This window comes from Microbacterium cremeum (genome assembly GCF_015277855.1).
GTDB classification, from domain to species: Bacteria; Actinomycetota; Actinomycetes; order Actinomycetales; family Microbacteriaceae; genus Microbacterium; species Microbacterium cremeum.
On sequence record NZ_CP063812.1, the window covers coordinates 1,465,668 to 1,482,764 of the forward strand.

A 17,097-nucleotide genomic window follows, 5' to 3' on the forward strand; every position below is an offset into this window, starting at 1 on the left:
AACAACGGAGTGCCGCGATTCCGGTGGTCGGTTACCGTTTCGTAATGGAACTCAGGTTCAGCAGGCCAGGAATTGAGTGTCAGGCATCGATTCGCGGCGGACGGACCCTCCGCGTGCGGCCGAGCAGGGCCGCCGCGTAGAGTCGTCGGGTGTCCGCATCCGTTCCCGCCCGCATCGCCACCTGGCTCGTCGCGCTGCTCGTCGGACTCGTGTACGGGGCCGCCGGCACGATCGCGCACGGCTACACCCTGGGCTGGTTCCCGCTCGGCCTGATCCTGGCGGCGATAGGGTGCGGCGCGCTCCTGCTCGCCGTGCGACTGCTGACCTCCGACCGCTGGTCGACGCTCGGCACGGGACTGGGCATGATCCTCGCCACGCTGATGTTCTCCGGCAGCGGCCCCGGCGGCTCGGTCGTGGTGCCGCAGACCGGCATGGCCGTCGCCTGGACGTTCGCCGTGCCGATCCTGGTCGCGCTGGCGGTCGCCTGGCCGGATCGCACCCGGCTCGACCGCTGACGGATGCCGCGCCCGTTCGGCGCTCGCGGCCGACGGGTCGTCCTGCCCGAACTAGACTGGCACCGTGACGTACGTGATCGCCCTTCCCTGCGTGGACGTCAAGGACCGCGCCTGCATCGACGAGTGCCCGGTGGACTGCATCTACGAGGGCGAGCGGTCGCTGTACATCCACCCGGACGAGTGCGTCGACTGCGGAGCGTGCGAGCCGGTCTGCCCCGTCGAGGCGATCTACTACGAGGACGACCTGCCCGACGAGTGGCAGGACTACTACAAGGCCAACGTCGACTTCTTCGACGACATCGGCTCGCCCGGCGGCGCCGCCAAGGTCGGCGTGATCCACAAGGACCACCCGATCATCGCCGCACTCCCGCCGCAGGAACACTGATCGTGGGGGTCGCCGACCTCGCCGACTACCCCTGGGACGCGGTGGCGCCGTACGCGGCCCGTGCCCGTTCGCACCCCGGCGGCATCGTCGACCTCTCGATCGGTTCCCCGGTCGATGCCACTCCCGATGTCGTGGCCGACGCGCTCCGGTCGGCGACCGACGCCCACGCCTACCCGCAGACCGTCGGCACCCCGGCGCTGCGTGCGGCGATCACGCAGTGGTATGCGCGGCGCCGAGGCGTGCCGGGCCTGGGCGTGGAGCACGTGCTGCCCACCGTCGGCTCGAAGGAGCTCGTCGCGCTGCTCCCGCTGCTGCTCGGACTCGGTCCCGGTGACATCGTCGTCCACCCTCGCGCCGCCTACCCCACCTACGAGGTCGGCGCCCGGCTGGTGGGCGCGACGCCCGTCGCCGAGGACGATCCGGCGCGGTGGCCAGCCGCCACGCGGCTCGCGTGGGTGAACTCGCCGGGCAACCCCGACGGGCGTGTCCTCGACGTCCCTGCGCTGCGAGCCGCGGTGGCGCGCAGCCGGGAGCTCGGCGCCGTCCTCGCGTCGGACGAGTGCTACGCCGAGCTCGGATGGGAGGCGCCCTGGGATGCCGAGCCCATCCCGTCGGCGCTCGACCCGCGGGTGACCGGAGGCGACGTGCGCGGCGTCCTGTCGGTCTACTCGCTCAGCAAGCAGTCGAACCTCGCGGGCTACCGGGCGGCGTTCCTCGCCGGCGATCCGGATGTCGTGGCGCGGCTGCTCACCGCCCGCAAGCACCTGGGCCTCATGCTGCCGCTGCCGGTGCAATCGGCGATGGCCGTGGCGCTCGCCGACGACGAGCACGTCGCCCGGCAGAAGGAGCGCTACCGGCGTCGTCGCGACGTGCTGCGCCCCGCCGTCGAGGCGGTGGGCTTCCGTGTCGACGGCAGCGAGGCGGGACTGTACCTCTGGGCGACCGAGGGGCGCGACGCCTGGGAGAGCCTGGGGCGCCTGGCGGATCTCGGCATCCTCGCCGGTCCCGGGCACTTCTACGGCGCCCATCACCCGCAGCACATCCGGCTGTCGCTGACCGCGACCGACGAACGCGTCGACACCGCCGCGGCGCGGCTGGCCGAGGCATCCGTCGTCCCTTCCTGAGGGTTTCTCCATCGGATGCGGCGTCCCTTTGGCCGTGTCCGCAGTAGGCGCAGCGGCCCACTAGGCTGTACAAGGCGGCGACGCGGCATCCCCCCGTCCCGCTCCTCGCTCCGAAGCGATCGCCGTCTCGGCGTCGCCGAGCGGGACGACACCCCCGGCACGACCAGAAATCGCGAGGAGGCGCCGTGAGCGACGCGGGCACCCAGCAGGAGAAGGCCACCCTCACGATCGGTGAGAAGACCGCCGAATTCCCGCTGCTGCGGGGAACCGATGGCGCGCCGAGCGTGGACATCTCGACGTTCACCCGCCAGACGGGGTACACCGCGCTCGACTACGGCTTCGTCAACACCGCCGCGACCAAGTCCGCGATCACCTACATCGACGGCGATCAGGGGATCCTCCGCTACCGGGGATACCCGATCGAGCAGCTGGCGACGAACAGCACGTACCTCGAGGTCGCGTGGCTGCTGATCTACGGCGAGCTGCCGAGCGCCGACGAGCTCGCCGCGTTCGACGAGCGCATCCGCCACCACACGCTCCTGCACGAGGACCTCAAGCGGTTCTTCTCGGCGCTGCCGCACACCGCGCACCCGATGTCGGTGCTGTCGTCGGCCGTGTCCGCGCTGTCGACGTACTACGAGCGGGAATCCGACCCGAACAACCCGGAGCACGTGGAGCTCAACACCATCCGCATGCTCGCGAAGCTGCCGGTGATCGCCGCCTACGCGCACAAGAAGAGCATCGGGCAGGCGTTCCTGTATCCCGACAACTCGCTCGGATTCGTCGACAACTTCCTGAAGCTCAACTTCGGGGTGCTGAGCGAGCAGTACGAGGTGAACCCCGTCATGTCGCGCGCACTGGAGCGCCTGCTGATTCTGCACGAGGACCACGAGCAGAACGCCTCGACCTCGACGGTGCGGCTGGTCGGCTCGACGGGCGCGAACCAGTTCTCGTCGATCTCGGCCGGCATCAACGCGCTGTACGGTCCGCTGCACGGCGGCGCCAACGAGGCGGTCCTCGACATGCTGGGGCGCATCCGCGAATCCGGAGAGAGCGTGGAGCGGTTCGTCGAGCGGGTCAAGAACAAGGAGGACGGTGTGAAGCTCATGGGCTTCGGGCACCGGGTCTACAAGAACTACGACCCGCGCGCGAAGCTCGTGAAGGAGTCCGCCGACGAGGTGCTCGAGGCCCTCGGCATCAGCGACCCGCTGCTCGACCTCGCCAAGCAGCTCGAAGAGATCGCTCTGAACGACGACTACTTCAGGGAGCGCCGCCTCTACCCGAACGTCGACTTCTACACCGGCGTCATCTACAAGGCGATGGGCTTCCCGACGCGCATGTTCACGGTCCTGTTCGCCATCGGACGCCTGCCGGGCTGGCTCGCGCAGTGGCGCGAGGCCGCCGGCGACGCGCAGACCAAGATCGGCCGCCCGCAGCAGCTGTACATCGGCGCCGGCGAGCGCAACTACCCGGGCGTGGGCTGACGCGAGAGCCGTGGTATCCGCGAGAAGGCCCGGATCGCACGCGATCCGGGCCTTCTCCGCGTGCCGGCGTCAGGCGTGGAGCGCCTCGTTCAGGGTGACTCCGACGCCTTCGCGCTTGACGGCCTCGACGGCGCCCGACAGCGAGTTGCGGCGGAACAGCAGACCGTCGCGCCCCGACAGCTCACCTGCCTTGACGGTCGGACGCGATCCGTCCGCCAGGGGAGGCTCGTCGGCGAGGACCACCTTCGATCCCGCGGTCACGTAGAGCCCCGCCTCCACGATGCAGTCGTCGCCGAGCGAGATGCCGATGCCCGCGTTCGCGCCCAGAAGCGTGCGGGCGCCGACCGACACCTTGTGTGCGCCGCCGCCGGAGAGGGTGCCCATGATCGAGGCGCCGCCGCCGACGTCGCTGCCGTCGCCGACCACGACGCCCTGCGAGATCCGGCCCTCGACCATGCTCTGGCCGAGGGTGCCGGCGTTGAAGTTCACGAACCCCTCGTGCATCACCGTGGTGCCGGGGGAGAGGTAGGCGCCCAGACGCACGCGCGAGGCATCCGCGATCCGTACCCCCGGCGGCGTGACGTAGTCGAGCAGGCGCGGGAACTTGTCGAGACCCTGCACCTGGATGCCGTCGTGGGCGAGGAACGGCCGCAGGCGCGTGAGCGCGTCCGGATGCATCGGGCCCGCGTTCGTCCACGCGACGGTGGGGAGGTGGCCGAAGACGCCGTCGAGATTGAGCTCGTTCGGGCGGACCAGCCGGTGCGACAACGCATGCAGACGCAGATAGGCGTCGATCGTCGACGCCGGCGGTGCGTCCAGATCGATCTCGAGCGCGACCACCTCCACGCGCACGGCCCGGCGCGGGTCGGCGACGGCGAGGCGGTCCAGCTCGTCGGGGGGCAGCTGCGGGTCGAAGCCGAGCGGGACCCGCCCTGCCTCCGGCGCGGGGAACCAGGAGTCCAGCACCGTTCCGTCGTCGGCGAGAGTCGCGAGTCCGACACCCCATACCCATCGTTCTTCGGTCATGACATCAACGCTAGCGCCGTCCGGCTGCCGCGTGTTTCCGCGGGTGGTGGGGTGCGACACGCCCGGGATGCGGGCTGGATTGGACCGATCGGCGGATCGCACGTAAAGTTTTACTTGTTCGCCCCAAAGGGGAGAGCGGAGAGGCTGAGGCCCCGCACCCCTCAAGTTGGAGAACGAACCCCGACCACTGATCCGGATGACGGATCTCCGCGCAAGTGGAACGTGTCGGAAACCCTCACCCGGTGAGGCCCCGTCGGTTTGACGGAGCGTCTGTGGGTGGGGTATGGTTGTGAAGTTGCCCTGCTGGGCTGGCTGCTGTGTTTTGGTGGTTGGTTGGTGGGTGCGTCCGATCCTTGAGAACTCAACAGCGTGCACTTGTCATATGCCAATTTTTGTCTCTGCTGACTGCTTTTGTGGTTGGTGGGGGTGGTTTTTGGATCAATTCGATGGGTCATCATTTTTTTGGTGGTCTGTCTTTTTTGGTCAGGTTGAACTCGCATGGCTTTCACTGTTTTCCCGGTGGGGTTGTGCATCATTTTTTTATGGAGAGTTTGATCCTGGCTCAGGATGAACGCTGGCGGCGTGCTTAACACATGCAAGTCGAACGGTGAAGCCCAGCTTGCTGGGTGGATCAGTGGCGAACGGGTGAGTAACACGTGAGCAACCTGCCCCTGACTCTGGGATAAGCGCTGGAAACGGTGTCTAATACTGGATACGAGACGTGGCCGCATGGTCAACGTTTGGAAAGATTTTTCGGTTGGGGATGGGCTCGCGGCCTATCAGCTTGTTGGTGAGGTAATGGCTCACCAAGGCGTCGACGGGTAGCCGGCCTGAGAGGGTGACCGGCCACACTGGGACTGAGACACGGCCCAGACTCCTACGGGAGGCAGCAGTGGGGAATATTGCACAATGGGCGAAAGCCTGATGCAGCAACGCCGCGTGAGGGATGACGGCCTTCGGGTTGTAAACCTCTTTTAGCAAGGAAGAAGCTTTCGGGTGACGGTACTTGCAGAAAAAGCGCCGGCTAACTACGTGCCAGCAGCCGCGGTAATACGTAGGGCGCAAGCGTTATCCGGAATTATTGGGCGTAAAGAGCTCGTAGGCGGTTTGTCGCGTCTGCTGTGAAATCCCGAGGCTCAACCTCGGGCCTGCAGTGGGTACGGGCAGACTAGAGTGCGGTAGGGGAGATTGGAATTCCTGGTGTAGCGGTGGAATGCGCAGATATCAGGAGGAACACCGATGGCGAAGGCAGATCTCTGGGCCGTAACTGACGCTGAGGAGCGAAAGGGTGGGGAGCAAACAGGCTTAGATACCCTGGTAGTCCACCCCGTAAACGTTGGGAACTAGTTGTGGGGTCCTTTCCACGGATTCCGTGACGCAGCTAACGCATTAAGTTCCCCGCCTGGGGAGTACGGCCGCAAGGCTAAAACTCAAAGGAATTGACGGGGACCCGCACAAGCGGCGGAGCATGCGGATTAATTCGATGCAACGCGAAGAACCTTACCAAGGCTTGACATACACCGGAACGCCCTAGAAATAGGGAACTCTTTGGACACTGGTGTACAGGTGGTGCATGGTTGTCGTCAGCTCGTGTCGTGAGATGTTGGGTTAAGTCCCGCAACGAGCGCAACCCTCGTTCTATGTTGCCAGCACGTAATGGTGGGAACTCATGGGATACTGCCGGGGTCAACTCGGAGGAAGGTGGGGATGACGTCAAATCATCATGCCCCTTATGTCTTGGGCTTCACGCATGCTACAATGGCCGGTACAAAGGGCTGCAATACCGTGAGGTGGAGCGAATCCCAAAAAGCCGGTCCCAGTTCGGATTGAGGTCTGCAACTCGACCTCATGAAGTCGGAGTCGCTAGTAATCGCAGATCAGCAACGCTGCGGTGAATACGTTCCCGGGTCTTGTACACACCGCCCGTCAAGTCATGAAAGTCGGTAACACCTGAAGCCGGTGGCCCAACCCTTGTGGAGGGAGCCGTCGAAGGTGGGATCGGTAATTAGGACTAAGTCGTAACAAGGTAGCCGTACCGGAAGGTGCGGCTGGATCACCTCCTTTCTAAGGAGCTTCTGGCACTCTTCGGGGTGTCCAGGCGCCGGATCGAGACGAATGTTCTCGCCGGTTGCTCATGGGTGGAACATATGATGAGGCCTCTTCTGGTGGTCTTTCTGCTGAGTACGTCGTCTTTCGGGGCGGCTGGAACGGTGGGGGGTTGCTGGTGGGGGCTTGCACGCTGTTGGGTCCTGAGGGACCGGGCTTTATGCCTTCGGGTTCTTCTGGGCTCATCCTGTCGCCGGTTTTGCTGGTGGGTGGGGTGGGTGCCGCCCGTACTTTGAGAACTACACAGTGGACGCGAGCATCTTAAAGAAGACGCTCTGCATGCTTTCGGGTGTGTGGGGTGTTGAATGTTCGATTCTTAATGGATCGGCTCATGTGATTTCAAGTCTTTAAGAGCAAACGGTGGATGCCTTGGCATCTGGAGCCGAAGAAGGACGTAGCAATCTGCGATAAGCCTCGGGGAACTGATAAGCAAGTTTTGATCCGAGGGTGTCCGAATGGGGAAACCCCGCCAGGGCGCGTGCGTGCCTGGTGACTCCCGCCTGAATATATAGGGCGGGTAGAGGGAACGTGGGGAAGTGAAACATCTCAGTACCCACAGGAAGAGAAAGCAACCGCGATTCCGTGAGTAGTGGCGAGCGAAACCGGAACAGGCTAAACCGAGTACGTGTGATATCCGGCAGGAGTTGCGTATTCGGGGTTGTGGGACTTTCCGTGCTGTTCTGCCGAGCAGTGAACGTGATGCGTCGATATAGGTGAACGGTCTTGAAAGGCCGGCCAGAGTGGGTGCCAGCCCCGTAACTGAAATGTCGGACGCAGCGTGGAGAGGATCCCAAGTAGCACGGGGCCCGAGAAATCCCGTGTGAATCTGTCAGGACCACCTGATAAGCCTAAATACTCCCAGATGACCGATAGCGGACAAGTACCGTGAGGGAAAGGTGAAAAGTACCCCGGGAGGGGAGTGAAATAGTACCTGAAACCGTTTGCTTACAAACCGTTGGAGCACCCCTGGTAGGTGTGACAGCGTGCCTTTTGAAGAATGAGCCTGCGAGTTAGCGATATGTGGCGAGGTTAACCCGGGTGGGGTAGCCGTAGCGAAAGCGAGTCTGAATAGGGCGATTCAGTCGCATGTCCTAGACCCGAAGCGAAGTGATCTATCCATGGCCAGGCTGAAGCGACGGTAAGACGTCGTGGAGGGCCGAACCCACTTAGGTTGAAAACTGAGGGGATGAGCTGTGGATAGGGGTGAAAGGCCAATCAAACTTCGTGATAGCTGGTTCTCTCCGAAATGCATTTAGGTGCAGCGTTGCGTGTTTCTTGCCGGAGGTAGAGCTACTGGATGGCCGATGGGCCCTACAAGGTTACTGACGTCAGCCAAACTCCGAATGCCGGTAAGTGAGAGCGCAGCAGTGAGACTGTGGGGGATAAGCTTCATAGTCGAGAGGGAAACAACCCAGACCACCATCTAAGGTCCCTAAGCGCGTGCTAAGTGGGAAAGGATGTGGAGTTGCTTAGACAACCAGGAGGTTGGCTTAGAAGCAGCCACCCTTGAAAGAGTGCGTAATAGCTCACTGGTCAAGTGATTCCGCGCCGACAATGTAACGGGGCTCAAGCACGCCACCGAAGTTGTGGCATTGACATTATTGGTAGGCCTTCGTGGTCCAGCCGTGTTGATGGGTAGGAGAGCGTCGTGTGGCGAGTGAAGCGGCGGGGTGACCCAGCCGTGGACGCCACACGAGTGAGAATGCAGGCATGAGTAGCGAAAGACGTGTGAGAAACACGTCCTCCGAAAGACCAAGGGTTCCAGGGTCAAGCTAATCTTCCCTGGGTAAGTCGGGACCTAAGGCGAGGCCGACAGGCGTAGTCGATGGACAACGGGTTGATATTCCCGTACCGGCGAAGAACCGCCCCAATCAATCCAGTGATGCTAAGTGTCCGAATCCCGGTGACGGATCCCTTCGGGGTGATGCGCCGGGCCTAGCACACGACCCTATGCTGGTGCGGTTAGCGTATTAACAGGTGTGACGCAGGAAGGTAGCCCATCCCGGGCGATGGTTGTCCCGGGGCAAGTGCGTAGGCCGAGAGATAGGCAAATCCGTCTCTCATGAAGGCTGAGACACGATGCGGATGAAAAGTGGGTGATCCTATGCTGCCGAGAAAAGCATCGACGCGAGGTTCTAGCCGCCCGTACCCCAAACCGACTCAGGTGGTCAGGTAGAGAATACCAAGGAGATCGAGAGAATCGTGGTTAAGGAACTCGGCAAAATGCCCCCGTAACTTCGGGAGAAGGGGGGCCATCGGCGTATTAGGACTTGCTCCGAAAGCGTTTGGTGGCCGCAGAGACTAGTGGGTAGCGACTGTTTACTAAAAACACAGGTCCGTGCCAAGTCGCAAGACGATGTATACGGACTGACGCCTGCCCGGTGCTGGAAGGTTAAAGGACGGTCAGCCGCAAGGCGAAGCTCAGAATTTAAGCCCCAGTAAACGGCGGTGGTAACTATAACCATCCTAAGGTAGCGAAATTCCTTGTCGGGTAAGTTCCGACCTGCACGAATGGCGTAACGACTTCCCAACTGTCTCAACCGCGAACTCGGCGAAATTGCATTACGAGTAAAGATGCTCGTTACGCGCAGCAGGACGGAAAGACCCCGTGACCTTTACTACAGCTTGGTATTGGTGTTCGGTGTGGCTTGTGTAGGATAGGTGGGAGACTGTGAAGCGGATACGCCAGTATTCGTGGAGTCGTTGTTGAAATACCACTCTGGTCACTCTGGATGTCTAACTTCGAACCGTAATCCGGTTCAGGGACAGTGCCTGGTGGGTAGTTTAACTGGGGCGGTTGCCTCCCAAAAAGTAACGGAGGCGCCCAAAGGTTCCCTCAACCTGGTTGGCAATCAGGTGGCGAGTGTAAGTGCACAAGGGAGCTTGACTGTGAGACTGACAGGTCGAGCAGGGACGAAAGTCGGGACTAGTGATCCGGCAGTGGCTTGTGGAAGCGCTGTCGCTCAACGGATAAAAGGTACCTCGGGGATAACAGGCTGATCTTGCCCAAGAGTCCATATCGACGGCATGGTTTGGCACCTCGATGTCGGCTCGTCGCATCCTGGGGCTGGAGTAGGTCCCAAGGGTTGGGCTGTTCGCCCATTAAAGCGGTACGCGAGCTGGGTTTAGAACGTCGTGAGACAGTTCGGTCCCTATCCGCTGCGCGCGTAGGAAGTTTGAGAGGATCTGACCCTAGTACGAGAGGACCGGGTTGGACGAACCTCTGGTGTGCCAGTTGTACTGCCAAGTGCACCGCTGGTTAGCTACGTTCGGGATGGATAACCGCTGAAAGCATCTAAGCGGGAAGCCGGCCTCAAGATGAGACTTCCATACCCTTCGGGGTGAGAGGCTCCCAGCCAGACTACTGGGTTGATAGGCCAGATGTGGAAGCACGGCAACGTGTGCAGCTGACTGGTACTAATAAGCCGATGACTTGATAACACCCAACACTTCTGCGAGTGTTCGCGTCCACTGAGTGGTTCCCGATGTACGGTCGGGACACCACACACAATCTTCACGATCATGTGTGTTTGACTGAAACATCAAGAGAGTTTCGGCGGCCATAGCGAGAGGGAAACGCCCGGTCCCATTCCGAACCCGGAAGCTAAGCCTCCCAGCGCCGATGGTACTGCAGGGGAGACCCTGTGGGAGAGTAGGACACCGCCGGACACCCATTAACGGAATGGCCACCCAACGCAGGGTGGCCATTCCGCGTTAACAGCCGTATTCTGCTCGATAGACTCGGGGGATGCCGGCGCTCGATCTCTCCGTATCCGCTGTCGACCTCACACGCACGATCTGCGACATTCCCAGCGTCTCGGACGACGAGAAGCCGCTTGCGGATGCGATCTTCGACGCGATCTCGCCCCTGCCGCACCTCGAGGTGTACCGGGACGGCGACACGATCGTCGCCCGTACTCGGCAGGCGCGTGCCCAACGGGTCGTGATCGCCGGGCACATCGACACGGTCCCCATCAACGGCAATGTGCCCACGCGCGACATCGAGATCGACGGTCAGCCGTTCATCTGGGGCCGCGGCACTGTCGACATGAAGGCGGGTGTCGCCGTTCAGCTCAAGCTCGCCGCCGAGCTGACCGCACCCCGGCTCGACATCACGTGGATGTGGTACGACCATGAAGAGGTCGATGCCGACCGGAACGGACTGACGCGTCTCGCCCTCACCCGGCCCGATCTGTTCGCGGGCGACTTCGCCATCCTCGGCGAGCCGTCCAACGGCGAGGTGGAGGGCGGTTGCAACGGCAACCTTCGCGCGATCGTGCGCACGGACGGCGTTCGCGCCCACAGCGCGCGGGCGTGGATCGGTGAGAACGCGATCCACAAGGCCGCGCCGGTGCTCGCGCGGCTCGCCGAGTACCGCCCCCGCGAGATCGCCGTCGACGGACTGCTGTACCGCGAGGGGCTCAACGCCGTGCGCATCCGCGGCGGTATCGCGGGCAACGTCATCCCCGACCTGTGCGAGGTGGAGGTCAACTACCGGTTCGCTCCGAGCCGCGACCTCGAAGAGGCCGAAGCGCATGTGCGCGACGTCTTCTCGGGTTTCGATGTGGAGGTGGTGGATGCCGCTGCCGGCGCTCGTCCGGGGCTGGACTCCGCGATCGCCCGGGAGTTCCTGACGGCCGTGCGGGCAGAGCCTCGGCCCAAGTACGGCTGGACGGACGTCGCCCGCTTCAGTGCGCTGGGCGTTCCCGCCGTCAACTACGGTCCCGGCGATCCGCATCTCGCGCACCATGACGAGGAGCGGGTCTCGGTGGCTCAGATCGAGGCAGTGGAACGGGGCCTGCGCGAGTGGCTGACGCGCAGCTGACCGCGACCGGCGAGCGCGCCGGCTGGGGACGGATCGCGTTGCGCGTCGGCGTGATCTACCTCGTCGCGCGCGTCGTCACGACGGCGTTCCTGCTTCTCGCCGCGGGGATGTCCGGTCCCGGCTCGCGCATGGGGGCGGGGGCGGACCTCGGCGACGTGGTCGTCGCCTGGGACGGCACGTGGTACTGGTTCATCGCCGTCACGGGGTACCCGGCAGAGCTCCCGCGGACCGATGACGGGCTGGTCGCCGAGAATGCGTGGGCCTTCATGCCCCTGTTCCCGTACCTGGCGCAGCTGGTGTCGTTGCCGTTCGGCTCGTGGGCGGCGGGTGCCAGCATCGTGTCGCTGCTGGCGGGGTACGCGGCATCCGTCGTCCTCTTCCACCTGCTGCGCACGCGACTCGACGATGCCGCAGCCACGTGGGCGATCGTGTTCTTCGCGTGCGGACCGCTGGCCGCACTCTTCCACGTCGGGTACGCGGAGACCCTGAACCTCGTGTGGCTGTTCTGCGCGCTGTGGTGCGTCGTCCGGCGGCGATACGCGTGGCTGTACGCGCTCATACCGCTGATGGCATTCACGCGGCCCGGTGTTCTCGCGTTCTCGCTGTTCCTGGCCCTGTACGGCATGTGGCGCTGGTTCCACCGGGATCGCGAGCCGCTGCGCACGCCCGAGATCGCGCACATCGTCGTGCTGGGACTGCTCGCCGCAGCTGCGGGGTTCGCCTGGCAGGTGATCGCCGGGATCGTGACGGGGGAGCCGAGTGCCTACCTCGCGACAGAACTGGCGTGGCGGCGCAACTGGATTCCGGGCGAGGCGACCTTCGCGCCGTTCGGGGGCTTCCTGAGCGGCGTATCGTTCTGGTTCGGGTCGATGTGGGGACTTCCGGTGGAGCTCGGGTACGCAGTGCTCGTCGTCGTCGTGGTGCTCGTCGCCGCGGCGCTGCTGCTCGTCCCGCAGGTGAAGCGGCTCGGTGTGGAGATCCGCCTGTGGAGCGCGAGCTATCTGGTGTATCTGCTGCTGGTGTTCTTCCCGCAGTCGAGCATCTTCCGGTTGCTGCTGCCGCTGTCGCCGCTGTGGGGTGCCTTCGCGGTCCCGCGCTCCCCGGTGTGGCGGTTGGGGGTCCTCGCGGCATGCCTGATCGGGCAATGGTGGTGGATCTACAACATGTACGCACTGGGGAACACCGCGTGGCAGATCCCGTGATCACCGCCGGCGGCAGCCGCTTTCCCCAGCATGCCCGCCGTCAGCCGCCCTCACGATAAACTTGATCCGCAGACCATCGATGAAAAGGAGCCGCAATGGCAGCCATGAAGCCGAGAACCGGAGACGGGCCGATGGAGGCCGTGAAGGAGGGTCGCCTCATCATCGTGCGAGTGCCGCTCGAGGGTGGGGGCCGACTCGTCGTCTCGGTCAACGACGCTGAGGCCAAGGAGCTCTACGACGTTCTGGGCGGCGTCGTCAACGCGGCGTAGTCGCATCATTGCGTGAACGGTCGGTCTTCGGACCGGCCGTTCACGTTTGTTCAGGACGCGGCGACGGTGGTCAGCTGCAGGAGACCCTCGCCGGTGATCGAGAGGGCTCCGATGACCGCGGGCGAGGCCTGCGTCTCCTGGATGAGCGAGCGGTACGCGGTCGTCACCGGGTCGCGGCGCACGGGGTCGGCGACGGCACCTCCGGCCAGCACGCGCGGCACGAGGACCGTGCCTCCCGAGCGGACGAGCCGCAGTCCATGCTCGACGTACTCGATGACGCCCTCCGGGTCGGCGTCCACGAGCACGATGTCGTAAGACGCCTCGTTCATACGGGGGAGCACATCGGCCGCGCGGCCGGTGATGAACCGCGCGCGCGCCGCGGGGATCCGAGCCTCGGCAAACGCCTGGCGGGCGGCACCCAGGTGTTCGGGCTCCTTGTCGATGGTGGTGAGCGTCGCACGCGGCGAACCGTGGAGGAGCCAGAGCCCGGACACGCCCGCGCCGGTGCCGATCTCGACGATGTTGAGGGCCTGCGAGGCCGCCGCGAGGACGGCGCACTGCGCGCCGATCGCCGCACTGATCGGCGTCGCTCCGAGCTCGAGGGCGTGGGCGCGAGCGCGCGCGATGTGCTCCGGCTCACTCGTCGCCTCGTCGACGAACCGCTGGCTCGCGTTCACCTCTCCCATCCTTCCTCCCCCTGCGCCAGCCTACGCGGCCGTGCGGCGCGGGCAGCACAGGCGCGGCGGTAACCTGATGTCATGATCTTCGGTCTCACGATCGAGAAGCTCCTGCTGATCGGTCTCGTCGCTGCGCTCATCGTGGGGCCCGAGCGCCTGCCGCGGTACGCCGAGTCGCTCGCCGGCTTCGCGCGCCGGGCACGCGACTGGCTGACGACGGCGAAGTCCCGTGTGCGCGACGAGATGGGCGAGGATTTCGACGACGTCGACTGGCGCACGCTCGATCCCCGTCAGTACGACCCGCGCCGGATCATCCGCGAGGCGCTGCTCGACGACGCGCCGGTGACGACCGTGCGGGCCGCGCAGGCGGGGGCGGCGGCGTCCACGGCGCTGACTCCGCCCGCCACGCCGGTCCGATCGCCGTTCCGCGGCCCCGCCGACGAGCCTCCGCCGTTCGACTCCGAAGCCACCTGAGCGACGGGGCCCCGGCGCGGATCACTGCGGCCGGAAGGGGAGCGATCGGCCAGACAACCCTCGGGGAGTCGCTGCGAGGGTCGCGGCGACCTCGGCGATCGCCTGGGACGCCGCGTCGTCCGGGTGCGCGAGGACGGCCGGGATGCCGGCATCCGCGTCCTTGCGCAGCGTCGGGCTGAGCGGGATGGAGGCCAGCAGCGGTACCTCGTGCCCCTCGCTCGACAGCGCCGCAGCGACCGCGGCGCCCCCGCCCGATCCGAAGAGGTCGAGGGTCGTGCCGTCGGGGAGTGCCATCGCGGCCATGTTCTCGACGACGCCGATGACGCGCTGACCGGTCTGACGGGCGACCAGCCCGCTGCGAACGGCGACGTCGGATGCCGCGGTCTGCGGTGTCGTGACGACGAGCACGTCCGCGTTGGGAAGCAGCTGACCGACCGAGATCGCGACGTCCCCGGTCCCGGGCGGCATGTCCAGCAGCAGCACGTCGAGGTCGCCGAAGTACACGTCGGTGAGGAACTGCTGCACCGTACGGTGGAGCATCGGGCCGCGCCACGCCACCGCGCCGAGCGGCGACCTGTCGCCGTCCGCACGCCGCAGGAACATGCCGATCGAGATGACCTTCACGCCGTGGGCGACCGGCGGCAGCATGAGGTCGTCGATGCGCGTGGGCTGAGGCGCCGCGCCGTCCGGGGCGACCAGACCGAGCTGCCCCGGGATCGAGAAGCCGTGGACGTCCGCGTCGACGAGGCCGACGGCCAGGCCCCGCGCCGCCAGCGCGACGGCGAGATTCGCCGTGACCGTCGACTTGCCGACGCCGCCCTTGCCGCTCGTGACGGCGATGACGCGCGTGAGGGTCCCCGGTCCGAAAGGCATCTCGCGCGCCTTGCCGCCGCGGAGCCGCTCCGTGAGCGCCTGGCGCTCCTGGGGCGTCATGACGCCCACCTCGAGTGCGACCTCGGCGACTCCGTCGACGGATGCCGCGGCCTGGCGCACGTCGGCGGCGATCCGGTCGGCGGCCGGGCAGCCCACGATGGTCAGGGCGATCGCGACGTGCGCGACGCCGTCGTCGACCGAGATGTCGCGCAGCATGTCGAGCTCGCCGATCGGCCGGCGCAGCTCGGGGTCCGCGACGGCGCCGACCGCGCGGCGCACCGCATCTGCGACGGTCATCGCGCGGAGCCCTCCTCGCGGGCCGGGTCGTTCTCGATCTTCTCGAGCAGGAGGCGCAGCTCGGCGCGCAGCACGTCGCGTGTGACGGTCTCGGCGGCGAAGTCGTTCACCGCCATGCGCAGCGCGACCACCTCGCGTGCCAGGTACTCGGTGTCGGCCAGGTTGCGCTCGGCACGCTGGCGGTCCTGCTCGATCTGCACGCGGTCGCGGTCGTCCTGGCGGTTCTGCGCCAGCAGGATGAGCGGCGCGGCATACGACGCCTGGAGCGAGAGGATCAGCGTCAGCAGGGTGAAGTTCGTCGCGGCGGGGTCGAACTGCAGCTGCGGCGGCGCCCAGATGTTCCAGCTCAGCCACATCAGCACGAAGACCGTCATGCCGACGAGGAAGCCCGACGTGCCCATGCCGCGCGCGAAGGCCTCCGAGAACCGGCCGAATCGGTCGCGCGACGGCTGCGGGGTGCGCTGCAGCATGCCCGACCGACCGCGAGGCGCGTCGAGCGACGGCTGGCGGTTCGTGCGGGCCATCAGCGCCTCCTCGGGATCGTCGATGTGTCGGTGGGGCCGGGGGAGGTCGGGCGTTCATCCTCGGCGTCGTGCGATCGCCAGTCCTCCGGCAGGAGGTAGTCGAGCACATCGTCGACGCTGATGGCGCCGACGAGGCGGTGCGCGGGATCGACCACCGGCAGCGACACGAGGTCGTACGAGGCGAGGAGCCGGGCCACCTCCGCCGCGGAGGCGGTGGCCGGCACCGGGTCGAGGGTGTCGTCGATGAGCGCGCCGAGCCGTTCGTGCGGCGGATAGCGCAGCATCCGCTGGAAGTGGACGGTGCCGAGCAGGCGGCCGGTGGGCGTCTCGTACGGCGGCAGTGTGACGAAGACCGCGGCAGCGAGCGCGGGGTGCAGCTCGTGCCGGCGGATGAGGGCGAGCGCCTCGGCGATCGTCGCGTCGGCGGAGAGCACGATGGGCTCGCTGGTCATGAGCCCGCCCGCGGTGTCGGGGCTGTACTTCAGCAGCGCACGGACGTCCTCGGCCTCTTCGGGCTCCATGAGATCCAGCAGCTCCTCGCGCTGGTCTTCGGGGAGCTGCGCGAGCACGTCGGCCGCGTCGTCGGGCTCCATCGCGTCGAGGATGTCGGCGGCGCGCTCGTCGTCGAGGGCCTCGAGGATGTGGACCTGATCGTCTTCGGGCATCTCTTCGAGCGCGTCGGCGAGGCGGTCGTCGGGAAGCTCTTCGACGACTTCCAGGAGTCGTTCCTCGGGTAGGTCGAGGAGGGTGTTCGCGAGGTCGGCGGGCCGCAGCTCGGAGTACGACGCGACGAGCTGCTCGGCCGACTGGGCCTCGCCGGGGATGTTCCGTTCGCGCACGTCCGCCCAGTTCGCGAACGTCGTCGGACCCTTCGCGAAGGGCGAGGCGCTCGTCTTGGGCTTGCGCAGGAAGAGCTGGCCGATGTCCCACTCGCCGAGGCGGTTGCGCTCGATCGCGACGTCCTCGATGACGCCCGTGCCCGAGCCATCCGAGAAGTACACCTTCCGCCCGAGCATCTCGGCCATGACACGCACCTCGCCGCCGCGCTGCTGGAAGCGGCGCACGTTGATGAGGCCGGTCGTGATGACCTGGCCCGGCGCGATCGAGGTGACGCGGCCGATCGAGACGAAGACGTTGCGGCGGCCGGGGATCTCGACCACCAGTCCGATGACGCGCGGGGGATCGTCCTTGCGGTAGATGACGACGACGTCGCGGACCTTGCCGAGACGGTCGCCGGCGGGGTCGAAGACCGAACACCCGGCCAGGCGCGCGACGAAAACCCTCTGCGTGCTCACACGTCTCAGCGTAGTCCGCGT

13 protein-coding genes and 3 rRNA genes are annotated in these 17,097 nt (G+C 65.6%); 11 read left to right on the plus strand and 5 right to left on the minus strand.

Translation table 11 applies throughout. The features are described 5' to 3' along the window. The first annotated feature begins 149 nt into the window (after positions 1-149). From IM778_RS06495 to IM778_RS06510, 4 genes are all read left to right on the plus strand, one after another. Positions 150-515, plus strand: coding sequence for a histidinol dehydrogenase (locus tag IM778_RS06495; protein WP_194411226.1), 366 nt, complete (start codon positions 150-152; stop codon positions 513-515). 64 nt (positions 516-579) lie between these two features. Then, positions 580-900 (plus strand): ferredoxin, encoded by a 321-nt coding sequence (fdxA, locus tag IM778_RS06500; protein ID WP_194411227.1) that lies wholly within the window; start codon positions 580-582, stop codon positions 898-900. A 2-nt stretch (positions 901-902) separates the two neighbouring features. Next, the gene (gene dapC / locus IM778_RS06505; RefSeq protein WP_194411228.1) at positions 903-2,024 is read left to right on the plus strand and encodes a succinyldiaminopimelate transaminase; all 1,122 of its coding nucleotides are present in this window, start codon (positions 903-905) and stop codon (positions 2,022-2,024) included. Positions 2,025-2,209: 185 nt separating this feature from the next. Beyond that, positions 2,210-3,508, plus strand: coding sequence for a citrate synthase (locus IM778_RS06510; RefSeq protein ID WP_194411229.1), 1,299 nt, complete (start codon positions 2,210-2,212; stop codon positions 3,506-3,508). 69 nt (positions 3,509-3,577) lie between these two features. On the opposite strand, the gene dapD is transcribed toward IM778_RS06510, so the two are convergent. Beyond that, positions 3,578-4,534 (minus strand): 2,3,4,5-tetrahydropyridine-2,6-dicarboxylate N-succinyltransferase, encoded by a 957-nt coding sequence (gene dapD, locus IM778_RS06515; RefSeq protein WP_194411230.1) that lies wholly within the window; start codon positions 4,532-4,534, stop codon positions 3,578-3,580. 539 nt (positions 4,535-5,073) lie between these two features. Between dapD and IM778_RS06520 the strand changes: the two genes are divergently transcribed. The 6 genes from IM778_RS06520 to IM778_RS06545 all read left to right on the plus strand — a co-directional run bounded on the left by IM778_RS06520 (position 5,074) and on the right by IM778_RS06545 (position 12,936). Beyond that, a 16S ribosomal RNA gene (locus IM778_RS06520) occupies positions 5,074-6,598 on the plus strand. A gap of 379 nt (positions 6,599-6,977) precedes the next feature. Continuing rightward, positions 6,978-10,081 (plus strand): 23S ribosomal RNA (locus IM778_RS06525). Between the two features lie 111 nt (positions 10,082-10,192). Continuing rightward, positions 10,193-10,309, plus strand: a 5S ribosomal RNA gene (gene rrf / locus IM778_RS06530). The 16S, 23S and 5S rRNA genes sit together here, the layout of an rRNA operon. 79 nt (positions 10,310-10,388) lie before the next feature. Next, complete coding sequence (gene dapE / locus IM778_RS06535; protein ID WP_194411231.1) at positions 10,389-11,465, plus strand: succinyl-diaminopimelate desuccinylase; 1,077 nt, start codon at positions 10,389-10,391, stop codon at positions 11,463-11,465. Further along, positions 11,447-12,667: a hypothetical protein gene (locus IM778_RS06540; protein ID WP_194411232.1), complete on the plus strand. Its 1,221-nt coding sequence runs from the start codon at positions 11,447-11,449 to the stop codon at positions 12,665-12,667. The genes dapE and IM778_RS06540 overlap by 19 nt, the downstream gene beginning before the upstream one ends. Before the next feature lie 95 nt (positions 12,668-12,762). Further along, on the plus strand, positions 12,763-12,936 hold the full coding sequence (locus IM778_RS06545; protein WP_019179788.1) for a DUF3117 domain-containing protein: 174 nt from the start codon (positions 12,763-12,765) through the stop codon (positions 12,934-12,936). Between the two features lie 50 nt (positions 12,937-12,986). Here the strand turns inward: IM778_RS06545 and IM778_RS06550 are convergent, their stop codons facing one another. Next, positions 12,987-13,622 (minus strand): O-methyltransferase, encoded by a 636-nt coding sequence (locus IM778_RS06550; protein ID WP_194411233.1) that lies wholly within the window; start codon positions 13,620-13,622, stop codon positions 12,987-12,989. Between the two features lie 72 nt (positions 13,623-13,694). Between IM778_RS06550 and IM778_RS06555 the strand changes: the two genes are divergently transcribed. Next, positions 13,695-14,087, plus strand: coding sequence for a twin-arginine translocase TatA/TatE family subunit (locus IM778_RS06555; RefSeq protein ID WP_194411234.1), 393 nt, complete (start codon positions 13,695-13,697; stop codon positions 14,085-14,087). 21 nt (positions 14,088-14,108) lie between these two features. Here the strand turns inward: IM778_RS06555 and IM778_RS06560 are convergent, their stop codons facing one another. From IM778_RS06560 to IM778_RS06570, 3 genes are read right to left on the minus strand one after another with little or no spacing between them, the layout of a single operon-like run. Beyond that, on the minus strand, positions 14,109-15,257 hold the full coding sequence (locus tag IM778_RS06560) for an Mrp/NBP35 family ATP-binding protein (RefSeq protein WP_194411235.1): 1,149 nt from the start codon (positions 15,255-15,257) through the stop codon (positions 14,109-14,111). Beyond that, positions 15,254-15,781: a DUF1003 domain-containing protein gene (locus tag IM778_RS06565; RefSeq protein WP_194411236.1), complete on the minus strand. Its 528-nt coding sequence runs from the start codon at positions 15,779-15,781 to the stop codon at positions 15,254-15,256. The genes IM778_RS06560 and IM778_RS06565 overlap by 4 nt, the downstream gene beginning before the upstream one ends. Continuing rightward, positions 15,781-17,076, minus strand: coding sequence for a magnesium transporter MgtE N-terminal domain-containing protein (locus IM778_RS06570; protein WP_194411237.1), 1,296 nt, complete (start codon positions 17,074-17,076; stop codon positions 15,781-15,783). Before IM778_RS06570 ends, IM778_RS06565 begins: the two co-directional genes overlap by 1 nt. Positions 17,077-17,097 lie beyond the last annotated feature (21 nt).

Excerpts from the sequence above, each read along its gene's own strand:
- dapD (WP_194411230.1), bottom strand. The coding sequence starts at position 4,534 with ATGACCGAAGAACGATGGGTATGGGGTGTCGGACTCGCGACTCTCGCC.
- dapE (WP_194411231.1), top strand. The coding sequence starts at position 10,389 with ATGCCGGCGCTCGATCTCTCCGTATCCGCTGTCGACCTCACACGCACG.
- IM778_RS06545 (WP_019179788.1), top strand. The coding sequence starts at position 12,763 with ATGGCAGCCATGAAGCCGAGAACCGGAGACGGGCCGATGGAGGCCGTG.
- IM778_RS06550 (WP_194411233.1), bottom strand. The coding sequence starts at position 13,622 with ATGGGAGAGGTGAACGCGAGCCAGCGGTTCGTCGACGAGGCGACGAGT.
- IM778_RS06555 (WP_194411234.1), top strand. The coding sequence starts at position 13,695 with ATGATCTTCGGTCTCACGATCGAGAAGCTCCTGCTGATCGGTCTCGTC.
- IM778_RS06560 (WP_194411235.1), bottom strand. The coding sequence starts at position 15,257 with ATGACCGTCGCAGATGCGGTGCGCCGCGCGGTCGGCGCCGTCGCGGAC.
- IM778_RS06565 (WP_194411236.1), bottom strand. The coding sequence starts at position 15,781 with ATGGCCCGCACGAACCGCCAGCCGTCGCTCGACGCGCCTCGCGGTCGG.